Here is a 13,470-nt window from a genome sequence, read left to right on the forward strand (position 1 = left end):
GGGAATCCTCGGATCCGTTCTTTGCCGCCGATATGGGATTACTGCTCGGGAGAACCGCCGCCGTCGATCTGCTCGGGCTCGTCGGCGTTACGTGCGATCGCAAGCAAGGTATCGCCCTCGGCGAGGTTCATCAATCGCACGCCCTTGGTCTGCCTACCGGCCTTGCGCACCTGCCGGGCGGCAGTACGGATAACGCCTCCACTGGAGGTGATGGCATACAACTCGTCGTCGTCATCGACGATGAGCGCTCCCACCAGGGTGCCACGCCGGATGTCGTACTGGATCGTCAATACGCCTTTTCCGCCACGTCCCTGCGCGGTGTATTCCTCGATAGCGGTTCGCTTGGCGTAGCCGCCCGAGGTCGCTACCAGCAGGTATGTCCCGTCGCGGACCACATTCAGCGACAGTAGGGCATCCTCGGCATTGAACCGCATACCCTGCACTCCGGAGGTGGCGCGTCCCATCGGGCGCAGCGCCTCGTCGGTCGCCGAGAAGCGGATCGACTGCCCCTGCGCCGAGACCAGCAGCAGGTCGTCCTCGGCCGAACACAGTACGGCGCCGACCAATTCGTCGTTGTCGCGCAGGTTCACCGCCACGATCCCGCCGCTGCGGTTGGAGTCGAAGTCGACCAGGCGCGACTTTTTGACCAGGCCCTTCTGCGTGGCCAGCACCAGGTAGGCGGCGTCCTCGTAGGACTTGATCCGGATGACCTGAGCGATCTTCTCGTCCGGCTGGAAGGCCAGCAGATTCGCCACGTGCTGCCCGCGCGCGGTGCGGTTGGCCTCCGGCAATTCGTATGCCTTGGCCCGATACACGCGGCCCTTGTTGGTGAAGAACAACAACCAGTCGTGGGTCGAGGTCACGAAGAAGTGCCGGACGATATCGTCCTGCTTCAGGCCCGCGCCCTGCACACCCTTGCCGCCGCGCTTCTGGCTGCGGTACAGATCGGTCTTGGTGCGCTTGGCGTACCCGGTCTCGGTGATGGTGACCACCACGTCCTCGCGGGCGATCAGATCCTCGTCGGCCACATCGCCGTCGGCGGAGATGATCTGGGTCCGCCGCTCGTCGCCGTAGCGCTCCACGATCTCGGCGAGTTCGTCCTTGACGATCGCGCGCTGCCGTTCCGGCTTCTCCAGAATGTCCTTCAGATCGGCGATCTCGGCCTCGAGCTTGGCCAGTTCGTCGACGATCTTCTGCCGCTCCAGCGCCGAGAGGCGCCGCAACTGCATATCCAGGATCGCGGTGGCCTGGATCTCGTCGATATCGAGCAGTCCCATCAGGCCGGTGCGCGCGGTCTCGGTATTGGCCGACCGGCGGATCAACGCGATGACCTCGTCCAGCTGATCCAGCGCCTTGACCAGACCGCGCAGGATATGGGCCCGCTCTTCGGCCTTGCGGAGCAGGTAGCGGGTACGCCGGACGATGACTTCCAGCTGATGGTTCACATACAGCCGGAGCATCTGATCCAGCCGCAGGGTGCGGGGTACGCCCTCGACGATGGAGAGCATATTCGCACCGAAGCTGGTCTGCAGCTGGGTGTGCTTGTACAGGTTGTTCAGTACGACCTTGGCGATTGCGTCGCGTTTGACCGTGACGACGATGCGCATACCCACGCGGTCCGAAGATTCGTCGTGGATATCGGCGACGCCCGCGATCCGGCCGTCCTTGACCTGTTCGGCGATCGCGTTGATGAAGTTGTCGGTGTTGACCTGGTAGGGCAGTTCGGTGATGACGATCGTGGTGCGCCCGCGGACATCTTCTTCGATTTCCACCACACCGCGCATCCGGATGGAACCGCGACCGGTGGTGTAGGCGTCGTGGATGCCCTGAGAACCGACGATCAGACCGGAGGTCGGGAAGTCGGGGCCCTTCACCCGTTCCATACAGGCGGCGAGGGCGGCTTCCTCGTCGGCCTCGTGGTTGTCGAGAATCCAGTAGATCGCCGCGGCCAGCTCGTTCAGATTGTGCGGCGGGATATTGGTCGCCATCCCGACCGCGATGCCGTTGCTGCCGTTCATCAGCATGTTCGGCACCCGGCTGGGCAGAACTACCGGTTCCTGGGTCTTACCGTCGTAGTTGGGGATGAAATCGACCGTGTCGTGGTCGATTTCCCGCAACAACTCCATGGCCAGCGGGGTGAGCCGGCATTCGGTGTACCGCATGGCGGCGGCGCCGTCGTTGCCCCGGCTGCCGAAGTTGCCCTGGCCGTCGACCAGCGGGTACCGCATCGCCCACGGCTGAGCCATGCGGACCAGGGTGTCGTAGATGGCCGAGTCGCCGTGCGGGTGGTAATTGCCCATGGTGTCGGCGACCGGCCGGGCGGACTTCACGTAGCTGCGGTCGGGCCGGTAGCCGTTGTCGTGCATCGCGTACAGGATCCGGCGGTGCACCGGCTTGAGGCCGTCACGGACCTCGGGCAGCGCACGGCCCACGATCACGCTCATCGCGTAATCGATGTAGCTGTTCTGCATCTCCTGCTGGATATCGACCGGCTCGATCCGGTCACCCGCGCTCTCCGGCGGCAGGGTGGTGTCGGTCATGCAATCTCCTAGGTACTGACGGAATACGGCGGGTCACCGCGCGCGTGGGCGCTGCGGGCGGACCGCCCTATACGTCGAGGAAGCGGACGTCCTTGGCATTACGGGTGATGAAGCTGCGGCGAGCCGCCACATCCTCGCCCATCAGGACACTGAACAGTTCGTCCGCGGCGGCCGCGTCGTCCAGCGTCACTTGACGGAGCACCCGGACCGAGGGGTCCATGGTGGTCTCCCACAGTTCCTTGGGGTTCATCTCGCCGAGACCTTTGTACCGCTGGATACCGTCGTCCTTGTTGATCTTCTTACCGGCCGCCAGACCGGCTTCGAGCAGCCCGTCGCGCTCCCGATCGGAGTAGGCGAACTCGGGCTCGATCCGATGCCATTTCAGCTTGTACAGGGGCGGCTGCGCCAGGAACACGTGACCGTGCTCGATGAGCGGCCGCATGAAGCGGAACAGCAGCGTCAGCAGCAGCGTCGAGATGTGCTGGCCGTCGACATCGGCGTCGGCCATCAGCACGATCTTGTGGTACCGCAGTTTGGCGATATCGAACTCGTCGTGGATGCCGGTGCCGAAAGCGGTGATGATCGACTGGACCTCGGCGTTCTTGAGGACCTTGTCGATACGCGCCTTCTCGACGTTGATGATCTTTCCGCGCAGCGGCAGGATCGCCTGGTACATGGAGTCCCGGCCGGATTTGGCCGAGCCGCCGGCGGAGTCGCCCTCGACGATGTAGATCTCGGATTTGCTCGGGTCCTTGGACCGGCAGTCGGCCAGCTTGCCCGGAAGGCCACCGATATCGGTCGCGCTCTTGCGCCGGACCAGCTCACGGGCCTTCCGTGCCGCGACCCGGGCCTGTGCCGAGGACACCGCCTTGTTGACGATGGTCTTGGCATCCGCCGGGTTGGCCTCGAACCAGTGCGCTAGATGCTCATTGCACGACCGCTGTACGAACGACTTCACCTCGGTGTTGCCGAGTTTGGTCTTGGTCTGGCCCTCGAACTGGGGCTCGCTCACCTTGACGCTGACGATGGCGGCCAGGCCCTCGCGGATATCGTCACCGGTGAGGTTGCCGTCCTTCTCCTTGAGGAGCTTCTTTTCCTTGGCATACCGGTTGACGACGGTGGTCAGCGCCGCGCGGAAGCCCTCTTCGTGGGTGCCGCCCTCATGGGTGTTGATGGTGTTGGCGAAGGTGTGCACCGACTCGGAGTAGCCGGAATTCCACTGCATCGCGATCTCGAGCTCATGCCCGGGACCCTTGCCGTTGAACGAGACGACCGAGTTGTGGATCGGCTGCTTGGTCCGGTTGATGTGCCGGACGAAATCTTCCAGACCGCCCGGGTAGTGGTATGTGCGGGTCTTCACCTTGGGCTCGGCCGCGGGCTTCTCGCCGTTGTCGTCGTGCTTGGGCGCTTCGGCGGTGTCGCTGACCACCTCGTCGGTGATCTCGATATCGCTGACGCGCTCGTCGGTCAGGACGATGGTCAGGCCCTTGTTCAGGAAGGCCATCTCCTGCAGGCGCCGCGATACGGTCTCGAAGTTGTAGGTGGTGGTCTCGAAGACCGCGGGATCGGCCCAGAACCGGATGGTGGTTCCGGTGGCCTTGGTCGGCTCGCCCTGGATCAACTGCCCCGGGACCGCGTCCTTGTAGGTCTGGCTCCAGTGGTAACCGTCGGTGTCCACCTCGGCTTCGAGCCGGCTGGACAGCGCGTTGACCACAGAGATACCGACACCGTGCAGACCGCCGGACACGGCATAGGAATCGGAGTCGAACTTGCCGCCGGCGTGCAGCTGGGTCATGACGACCTCGATGGTCGGGATGCCCTGGGCGTGCATGGCGACGGGAATACCACGGCCGTCGTCGACGACCTGGACACCGCCGTCGGCCAGGAGAGTGACCTCGACCCTGGTGGCGTGGCCGGCCATCGCCTCGTCGACGGAGTTGTCCACGACCTCCCAGATCAGGTGGTGCAAACCGCGCTCACCCGTGGAGCCGATGTACATGCCCGGGCGCATCCGCACCGCCTCGAGGCCTTCCAGGACCTTGATGGAGGAGGCACCGTAGTCCTGCTTTTCCGATGCGCTCGAGCCTGATGCTTTGGAGTCTTTGGCAGCCACTGGTCGGTAGCTCTCCTTACTTGCTGATCCCCGGGACGGCGGTGGGACAGCGCACGTGGGCCCGGGACCGATCAGAGGGCTGCACGTAACGCGCCGAAGGTATCGCCGCTGATTTACAGTTCCATCCTACTTCGCGGCCCAACTTACAGTGCACCTGCGACACCCCTGACGGCTTCCTGGGTGCGAGAAATCGGACCGGCACGGGTCCCCTCGCGATGCGAGCGTTTCGAAGCATCAGATTCGGCCTGAGAGTTCACTGAGGCGCGGGGGCGGTGAACCCGAGGTCGCGTTCCACCTGAAACCGGGTTCTAACCGTAGGTATCGCGGGGTCCGCGGCCCCTGATATGACGTTGTCCTTTGCGCCAGCTCGGCGCCGTCGGCCCGGAGATCCGCAGTGAACGCACCACCCCGGGCCCCACCGCCGCGTTGATCTTCGCGAGCAACTGCGCCTGTAGCAGACGTAACTGTGTGGCCCAGGCCGTGGACTCGGCCGCGACACTCAATACCCCGTTCTCGAGAGAGACCGGTTTCGCATGGGCGGCGATGTCCTCCCCGACCACACCCGACCAGTGCCCGAACACTGTGCCCTCGGCGACTTTGGTGGACCAGCCGCGACTGCGCGCGATCGAGGTGGCGAGCTTGGACAGCGGCTGCGGATCGCGGTCGTCGGGACGGGGACCGGACCACCCGCTGCGGCGGCGGGCACCGGAACGGAGACCGCGGCGCGGGGAAGAGCGTCCCTGGCCGACGGATTTACCGCTGGCGCGCGCCGCCGCCCGAGCCTCCTCCAGCGCCCGGCGGGCCAGGTCGACCCCGCGCAACTCCGGTTCGGTCGGGGGCGTTGCGGCACCAGGCGTTCCCGGCTGGTCGGTCATCGCTGCTCCCACTCACCGGTGCGAGTTATCCCCAGGTTCGACCGGTTTTTCCTCAGGCTGTGCACATCCGGGAACTTCCGCTCGACACCGCACCGCCAGGATCGCCACAAAGGCCGCTCCATCGGGAAAATCCGCAGCTCAGAGCTGGTATTTCGGGTGCCGGTGCCGGTTGTCACCGAATGGACCGGGCAGCCGTCCGGGGTACGGGGCGACGACCTGGTCGAATGAGTTATCCACAGGCTGTGGATAACTGGATTCCAATACCGGACGGGGGATAACGGCCCGGCGTACCGGCTCACTCTACGAACGGCCCGGCGCGCATGCAAGACGGCGACGGGCGCGTGTCCCTCATCCCGGCGAACCACCGGCCACCGCCGCGGGCGGGTCACCATCGGCGACCGGGCGGTCCGTCGCGAAACCGGATATCCGATGCTCCGGATCACCGGAGGTCGTCACCCGCAACATCGTGCCGATCAGCTCGGCGGGCACGTCCTCGGGGACGGCCGCGGTGATCAGCACCTGCTCGGCGGCCGCCGCCACGGTGGCCAGTGCGGTGCGGCGACGCCGGTCGAGTTCGGCGAAAACATCGTCGAGCAAGAGGACCGGTTCGGCCCCGTCCGCTCGGAGCAGTTCGAACGCCGCGAGCCGCAGCGCCAGCGCGAACGACCAGGACTCCCCGTGACTGGCGAAACCTTTGGCCGGGGTTTCGCCGAGCATCAACTCCAGCTCGTCCCGATGCGGACCGACCAGGCAGACACCTCGCTCGAGCTCCTTCGCCCGCGCCGTAACGAGTTCACGCAGCAGGATCTCCTCCAGCAGGGCCGGGTCCCCGGGCTCGGGCGGCCGGCCGGGATCGAGCAGCTCGGCCGGCAGCGCGCCGCTACGGTACCCGATCGCCGCCGGCCGTGACTCCGGCGCGAGAGCCGCGTATGCGCGGGCCAGATGTGGATGGAGTTCGTGGACCAGGCTCAACCGCTCCGCAAGCAGGACCGACGCATGAGCCGCCAGGTGCCCGTCCCAGACATCCAGCGTGCCCAGATCTGCCCGCGCGGACCGGCCCGCCGTTTTCAACAGGGCCGAACGCTGCCGCAGCACCCGGTCGTAATCGGCGCGTACACCGGCCAGACCGGGGCGCCGCGCAGTGCACAACTCGTCCAGGAAACGACGACGCTCCCCCGGGTCGCCCCGGACCAGGGCCAGATCCTCGGGAGCGAACAACACGGTGTGCAGAATGCCCAGGATCTCCCGCGGCCGGCGCACCGGGGACCGGTTGATCTGTGCCCGGTTGGCCGCGCCGCGGTTGAGTTCGACATCGATCCGCAATTCGCGGCCCAGATGCACCACGTTCGCGCCGATCCGGGCACGTTCGGCGCCGGCCCGGACGAGTGGTGCGTCGGTGGAGACCCGGTGCGACCCCAATGTGGACAGGTAGCCCAGCGCTTCGAGCAGGTTGGTCTTACCGTTACCGTTCGCCCCCAGGAAAACCGTAGGGCCTGTGGATAACTCGATCTCAGCGTGCTCCCAGGATCGGAAGTCACGCAAGGTCAGAGCACGGATATGCACCTGCTCACACCATCCGGGGAATGACAGCCCAGTTATCCACAGCTGTGGATAACTGGGGAGAGCGCAGGTCGCGGCGCTGGTTTGCGGAGGTATCGCTACCGACCGCCACCGCAGGCACGGTACACCGACACCGGCGGTACCGGGTGGAGGTGCGCCGGTTCGTCGTTACCGAACCCACGCCCGCTCAGCCCGGGAGCCGGACCGGCATCAACAGGTAGATGTAGTCGCTCTCCAGCGCCGGATACGCACCGGAATCGAGCGGCTCCGGTTCCTCCTCGCGGGCGGGCAGCAGCACAGCCGGGCGGCTGGGCGTGGTGAACCCGAAGGTGACCCGCTCGGAACGCAGCGCGGACAAACCATCGATCAGGTAGCCGGGGTTGAAGGCGATGGTCAGCGGTTCGCCCCGGAAATCGGCCGTGAGCCATTCCTCGGCCCGGCCGGCGTCGTCACCGCCCGCCGACAACAGCAGGCCTTCACCGGAGAATTCCAGCCGCACCTGGGCACCGCGCTCGGCCACGAGCGCGACACGCTTGATCGCCTCGGTGAGCGAGGCGACCTCCAACGTCGCGATCGAGGTGTGCTCCTTGGGGAGCAACTGGCGGAACTTGGGGAATTCGGCATCCAGCAGCCGGGTGGTGGTCCGCCGACCACCGTTGACTATGCCCAGCAGCCCGTCGGCGCCCGCTCCGGACCCCAGCGACAATTGCACCGGCCGATCGGAGGCACCCAGCGTCTTGGCGGCATCGGACAGGGTGCGGGCGGGAATGAGCACCGCGGTCTCGATATCGGTGCGTGCGGGCTGCCACTGGATGTGCCGCACCGCGAGCCGGAACCTGTCGGTCGCCGCCAAGACCACCTGTGGCCCCTCGATCTCGACCCGGATACCGGTCAGCATGGGCAGCGTGTCGTCGCGGCCGGCCGCGACGGCCACCTGGCCGACTGCCTCACCGAACACCTCGACCGCCAGTTCCCCGCTCGACTGTGGCACCTCCGGCAGTTGCGGATAGTCCTCCACCGGCATGGTCGGCAGCGAGAACTTGGCGCTCCCGCACTGGATCAGCACGCGGGTGCCGTCCACGGAAACGTCCACCGGCTTGTTGGACAGCGCCTTGGTGATATCGGCCAGCAATTTGCCCGAGACCAGGACGCGCCCGGGACCGGCGACCTCGGCGGCGACCCGCATCTGCGCGGAGACCTCGTAATCGAACCCGGAGACGGTCAGGCCGTCCTCGTCCGCGACCAGCAGGACTCCGCCGAGTACCGGGACCGGCGGGCGAGACGGCAGACTGCGCGCCACCCAGGCGACCGACTCCGCGAAATCCTCGCGCGCGACCCGAAACTTCATGCCTGCAAGGTCCATCGCCCGAGGTGTCCTCTCCCGTTCAGTGTGGATCGACGGCTGTGCTGCCCCCGTGTATCCCGCTGTGCCGACTCCGCCACCGGCGCGGCGGTCGATGCGGCGGCCGGAAATCCGGACCGGCCGCCCCAGGAGTCTGGCACAAGCGGCCGACATCAGACCGTACCCCGTTTCGAGCTACGCGGTCGGCTGCCCCTCCGAGTGCAGGATACGTCGTCCGGCGGTGCCCCGGCCAGGCCGGGCGGGCGGATCGAGTCGTATCGCCGCCGCCTGGGCCGATCAGCTGTGTACAGCTGTGGATGAACCGGCGGATGCGGCCGCTGCGGAACGTCCGGGCGCCGGGTGGCCGATCTTCGCGCGCACCCGTGGGTGTGGCCGTATCCACAGTTGTCCCACGGTAGCGGTGTGGACAACTCCGCATCCGGTTGCGGGGTTCCGGATCTTCGGACGGGGCATGCGGTGCGGGCCGGACCGTTGCGCGAACGCCGGAGTACAGGGATGCGAGCGCCGCAGTGGGCAAGGAGCGATTCCGGCTCGCACAGATCGGAGGATCTGTCCGGCAGTGGGTAGCCGCTCCTGGATGCGATCGCTCCGCTCCCGTGCGTCTCCCTCGCTGTCCCTGTCTGCTTCCGGCTCTGTGCGGTGGCGCGGTCCGCTCGAGACTTGTCCACACAGCCTGTTTTGAAGAGAAATTTTCTAGATGAAGAACAGGAGTAGTAATAGGCCCTGTGGAAACTGTGGATTCCGCTGGTTTCCCCAGGTCACACTGCGTGTCCGCTTGTGGATGGCCAGGGGATAACTCGAGGATGAATCGAGGGCGGCTGTGGACAGGTTTTGTTGTCCACACCGCGTCCACAGCTCGTCCCCAACTTGGTCCCCAGATTCCGGCCAGTTGTGCACACTGTGCATGAATCCGTGGACAACCTGTGGATTCCTCGAGGATTCCTCGAGGAATCCACAGGTTGTCCCCAGCCCTCTGACCGGAACATCGCTGTTCAGTAGCTGTGGACGAAATCGCCTGTGGAAACTGTGGATAAACAGCATGTGGACAAGTTGCCCCCAACACCCTTCCGATCCTGTGGATGGACCGGTGGACAACCTGGGGAATCCACAGGTGTGGATAGCACAAATTCCCAGTTCAGAGCCTCCACCGGCTGTTAGCAACACACCTGTGGATGCTTCCGACACGCCGACGTCCGTCGGCTCCGGCCCGGGCAGCGGGAAAACGGGTGATTCGTCCGGTCCGCCAAGCGGATTGCGGCGGAACAACTTCCGGTTCCGGCCCGCGAGCCGGAAGTCACGGCCTCGGCGAGTGGCCCGCCGCAAGGGCGTGATGGGTCGTCCGCCCGGCGTTCGCGACCAGATCGGCGGATGGCCGGACGGTCCCGATTACCGGCTCGCTCGCACGGACCTACGGGGTAGTCGACAGTCCCGCCGCACGGGTGTCACGGCTCGCACATGGGCCCCACGGACCGGAAACGAATGTTCCCGATGTGGGCGTTCTCGATCCGAAAGCGGCGATAACCGAAAGTCGCGCGCAACGTGGCCAGGGCGCCCACCCCGGAGCGGTAACGGCTGATCAGGCGACGCGGGTAGCGATTCCCGGATAGCTCAGCACCAGGCCCGATGCGTCGTAGACCAACCGGCAGGCGAAATCGAATGCGGGCGCGAAGTACTCGTAGCTTTGCCGGCTGCCGTCGTCGGCGGTGCGCCGATACTCCTGCTCCAAGCGGTTCACGGAGAGATCGGTCGTGCGGACGTAGACCGCGGGCGCCGCGGCGCGGCCACCCACGGGTAGCCCGAGGCGGTGGACGGGCAGCATATTGGTCATCGCCGAGGACTCCAGGTCCACGTCGAGGCAGCCGTCCAGATTCGGCGCCGCTGTACCGTCGATCAGCCACCGCCCGGCACCGTCCGACTGGATCAGCACGGTATGCCACCCGGTCGGCGACCGGCCGGTGATGCGCGCGGCGCGGGTCACCCAGCCCGAATCCACCGCGATCTCGTAGCGCACGAACCAGGCCTGATCGTCCTCGACGGCGGTGGTGCAGCCGTCCATGTGATGACCGTCGTCATCCTGCCGCAGGTGAACGACCTCGAAACCCGACCGGGCGTCCCGATGCGACCACGCCGCGGTTGCCGGTAGCTCGGCGAACGACGACATCCCTGCCCCTCTCCCGAACCGTCGGCCGCCCGCCGGTTCGGCTCCACGCTCGGAGTTCCGGGTCGTCCCGGCTCTCCTCATCGGCACCCGGTGCGGCCGATTGCCGATACGCACGGCACCGCCGGCCGCGCGAACAGGTCACCACCCGAACCTGGCCGGACGAAGATATCGCCTCGATCCCCCGTGAGAACCGCTGCCGGCGACGGCGTGTACGCGACGGTCAGCGGGAGCGCTGTTTGATCCGCGCGGTGAGTTCCTGGACCTGGTCGTACACCCGGCGGCGCTCCGACATCTCCTTGCGGACTTTCTTCTCGGCGTACATGACCGTCGTATGGTCGCGCCCGAACGCCTGACCGATCTTGGGCAGCGACAGATCGGTGAGTTCCCGGCAGAGATACATCGCGATCTGCCGGGCCTGGGCGAGTGGCCGGGCCTTACCCGGGCCGGTCAGCTCGTCCATCGAGGTATTGAAGTACTCGGCCGTGACGCCCATGATCGTGGACGCGGTGATCTCCACATCTTGTGATTCGGGCATGAGATCGCGCAGCACCACCTCGGCCACCGATTGATCCAGCGGCTGCCCATTCAACGACGCGAAAGCGGTCACCCGGATCAGTGCGCCCTCGAGCTCGCGGATATTGCGTTCCACCCGGCTGGCGATGAGTTCCAGGACATCGTGGGGCACATCGAGGCGGTCCATGCGCGCCTTCTTGCGCAGAATGGCGATACGCGTTTCCAGTTCGGGCGGCTGCACATCGGTGATCAAGCCCCACTCGAAGCGGGTGCGCAGCCGCTCCTCCAGCGTGGCCAGCTGCTTGGGCGGCCGGTCCGAGGACACCACGATCTGCTTGTTCGCGTTGTGCAGGGTATTGAAGGTGTGGAAGAACTCCTCCTGAATCCCCTCTTTACCCTCGATGAACTGGATATCGTCGACCAGCAGGATGTCGGTCTCGCGGTAGCGGCGCTTGAACGCCACTTTCCGGTCGTCCCGCAGGCTGTTGATGAAGTCGTTGGTGAATTCCTCGGTGGAGACGTATTTGACCCGCATCCCAGGGAAGAGCCGCTGGGCGTAGTGGCCGGCGGCATGCAGCAGATGAGTTTTGCCGAGCCCCGAGGCACCCCAGACGAACAGCGGGTTGTAGGCGCGGGCCGGAGCTTCGGCGATGGCGACGGCCGCGGCGTGCGCGAAGCGATTGGACGCGCCGATGACGAACGTTTCGAAGGTGTACTTCGCGTTCAGGCTGGCCGACGGTTTCGCCGTATCCCCGGCGCCCGAGGATTTCGCGAAGAAGGTGGGCCAGGAGTCCCGGACGTTCACCACCTTCTCGTCCTCGAGGTGCACGTCGGGTTCCGGATCGACCCCCGGGTCGCGGACACTCTCGCGCAAACTGTCGCGATCGGTATCGCGCACCCCGTCCCGCGGCGCGAGATCACCGGGAGCGAGGTCGGGCGGGAACAGGGTTTCCTGAGCGGGGCGGGCGGCGCGTCGTGGCAGCATCGGATCCAAGTCGGACCCGCCGTCCCGGACCGATGGCGCACCACGCTCCCGGCCGCTGGTCACCGGGTCGGCGATATCGCCGCGGCTGCCCGCGTAAGGGTCGAGATACTCCGCGGGCGGATATTCCCGATCCCGCTCGTATCCGGTGTCCCGCGGATAGTCCGCGGGCGGTGTGTATTCGCGCGGGTAGGACCGTGGTGCCGGGTAGGAATCCCGTATCGGGTCCTCGGTGTCGCGGGGTCGCGCCGGACCGGAAGGAAAGCTTCCCCCGTGCGGTAGCTCGGGCAGGGTGGGCCGGCGCGGCGCCTCCCCCGGCAGTGGATCGGTGGTGCGCGGCAGTGGGGGATTGCGGGGCAGTTCGCCGGTCAGCGGCAGTTCGGCCTCGTGGGAGAAGCCCCGGCCGGGAAAACGCGGCTCACCGGGGACCTCCGCGGGGCGCGGGAATACGGGTTCCGGCTGGTATCCGCGGCCCGGGTACTCACCGCCCTCGGTGTCGCGCGGGGTTTCGGCCGGCCATGAGGTCTCGGCCGGGCCGGTCGCGGGAAAAGCGGACGGGGCCGGCCGGGAACGGCCGTTGCCGAAATGGTCGGACCGGGCGGCCGGCTCCGGCCGACTGGTCATCCGGGCGTGCCGGGCGGGACCGTTGTCGGTTCCGGTGGGCAGGGGCGCGGCTATTCGGACCCCGAGACCTTCCACCTGCGGTCCGAGCCGGCGGCCGAGCGACCGGAGAATGGGTTCGCGCAGGTCACGTTCGATGGCTTCCTGAGCGAGCGAGGAGGGGACCGAGAGCAGCGCGAAGCCCTGGACGACCATCAACGGTTTGACCAGTTTCAGCCACGCCTGCTGAGCTCGGGTCACCGCGCCGATGGCGCCGTCGGGCGAACCGGTGGTCAACTCCCCGACCACCTCCGGCCACACGGTGGCCAGTACGTTCTGCTCGTCGTCCATCCAGTGTCCTCCCCGGGAGTCGGTTGCTCGGCGCAGACGTCCGGGGCTCGCGGTGCGTCCACTGTACTGGTTCGTCCCAGTGACACCGCATACGTCCGCACCACCGATCTGCCGTATCCCGTGGATACGGTGCCCGGGGACGCTGCCCGGAATCCCCGATCTTCCGGCTGCGGCGTGGCACCCTCGGCCCTACGAATATGCCATTCACAGGGTATTTCCACACAATTATCCACAGATGGGGAGAATCTCGGCGGACCACCACCGCGGTCCCGCGCCGTGCGCGGGTCGGCGATGAGCGCCCCACCTGCACCCCTGTGCGCCCCCACGATCGCATGGTGATCATCGCCACCGCGGGCCGGGTGGCGGATCGCCGGGTGCCCGCGTGGAGCGCCACGATGGGGGGCGAGTTTGA

Annotated in this window: 7 protein-coding genes; all 7 read right to left on the minus strand. The window is 66.6% G+C overall.

Going from position 1 to position 13,470, the window contains the following annotated elements; translation table 11 throughout:
* Positions 1-38: 38 nt before the first annotated feature.
* The 7 genes from gyrA to dnaA all read right to left on the minus strand — a co-directional run bounded on the left by gyrA (position 39) and on the right by dnaA (position 13,058).
* Complete coding sequence (gene gyrA / locus AB0H42_RS22580) at positions 39-2,540, minus strand: DNA gyrase subunit A (protein ID WP_357058693.1); 2,502 nt, start codon at positions 2,538-2,540, stop codon at positions 39-41.
* Positions 2,541-2,607: 67 nt separating this feature from the next.
* Positions 2,608-4,653, minus strand: a complete 2,046-nt coding sequence (gene gyrB / locus AB0H42_RS22585) for a DNA topoisomerase (ATP-hydrolyzing) subunit B (RefSeq protein WP_357058695.1) — start codon at positions 4,651-4,653, stop codon at positions 2,608-2,610.
* A 308-nt stretch (positions 4,654-4,961) separates the two neighbouring features.
* Positions 4,962-5,528 (minus strand): DUF721 family protein, encoded by a 567-nt coding sequence (locus AB0H42_RS22590; RefSeq protein WP_357058697.1) that lies wholly within the window; start codon positions 5,526-5,528, stop codon positions 4,962-4,964.
* Positions 5,529-5,876: 348 nt separating this feature from the next.
* The gene (recF, locus tag AB0H42_RS22595) at positions 5,877-7,091 is read right to left on the minus strand and encodes a DNA replication/repair protein RecF (protein WP_357058700.1); all 1,215 of its coding nucleotides are present in this window, start codon (positions 7,089-7,091) and stop codon (positions 5,877-5,879) included.
* A 184-nt stretch (positions 7,092-7,275) separates the two neighbouring features.
* Positions 7,276-8,451: a DNA polymerase III subunit beta gene (gene dnaN, locus AB0H42_RS22600; RefSeq protein WP_357058702.1), complete on the minus strand. Its 1,176-nt coding sequence runs from the start codon at positions 8,449-8,451 to the stop codon at positions 7,276-7,278.
* Between the two features lie 1,576 nt (positions 8,452-10,027).
* Complete coding sequence (locus tag AB0H42_RS22605; RefSeq protein ID WP_357058704.1) at positions 10,028-10,612, minus strand: putative glycolipid-binding domain-containing protein; 585 nt, start codon at positions 10,610-10,612, stop codon at positions 10,028-10,030.
* A gap of 220 nt (positions 10,613-10,832) precedes the next feature.
* The gene (dnaA, locus tag AB0H42_RS22610) at positions 10,833-13,058 is read right to left on the minus strand and encodes a chromosomal replication initiator protein DnaA (RefSeq protein WP_357058707.1); all 2,226 of its coding nucleotides are present in this window, start codon (positions 13,056-13,058) and stop codon (positions 10,833-10,835) included.
* Positions 13,059-13,470: the final 412 nt, after the last annotated feature.

The sequence above is a fragment of the Nocardia sp. NPDC050799 genome, assembly GCF_040654015.1.
GTDB lineage: Bacteria > Actinomycetota > Actinomycetes > Mycobacteriales > Mycobacteriaceae > Nocardia.

Excerpts from the sequence above, each read along its gene's own strand:
- AB0H42_RS22590 (WP_357058697.1), bottom strand. The coding sequence starts at position 5,528 with ATGACCGACCAGCCGGGAACGCCTGGTGCCGCAACGCCCCCGACCGAA.
- gyrA (WP_357058693.1), bottom strand. The coding sequence starts at position 2,540 with ATGACCGACACCACCCTGCCGCCGGAGAGCGCGGGTGACCGGATCGAG.
- AB0H42_RS22605 (WP_357058704.1), bottom strand. The coding sequence starts at position 10,612 with ATGTCGTCGTTCGCCGAGCTACCGGCAACCGCGGCGTGGTCGCATCGG.
- dnaN (WP_357058702.1), bottom strand. The coding sequence starts at position 8,451 with ATGGACCTTGCAGGCATGAAGTTTCGGGTCGCGCGCGAGGATTTCGCG.
- dnaA (WP_357058707.1), bottom strand. The coding sequence starts at position 13,058 with ATGGACGACGAGCAGAACGTACTGGCCACCGTGTGGCCGGAGGTGGTC.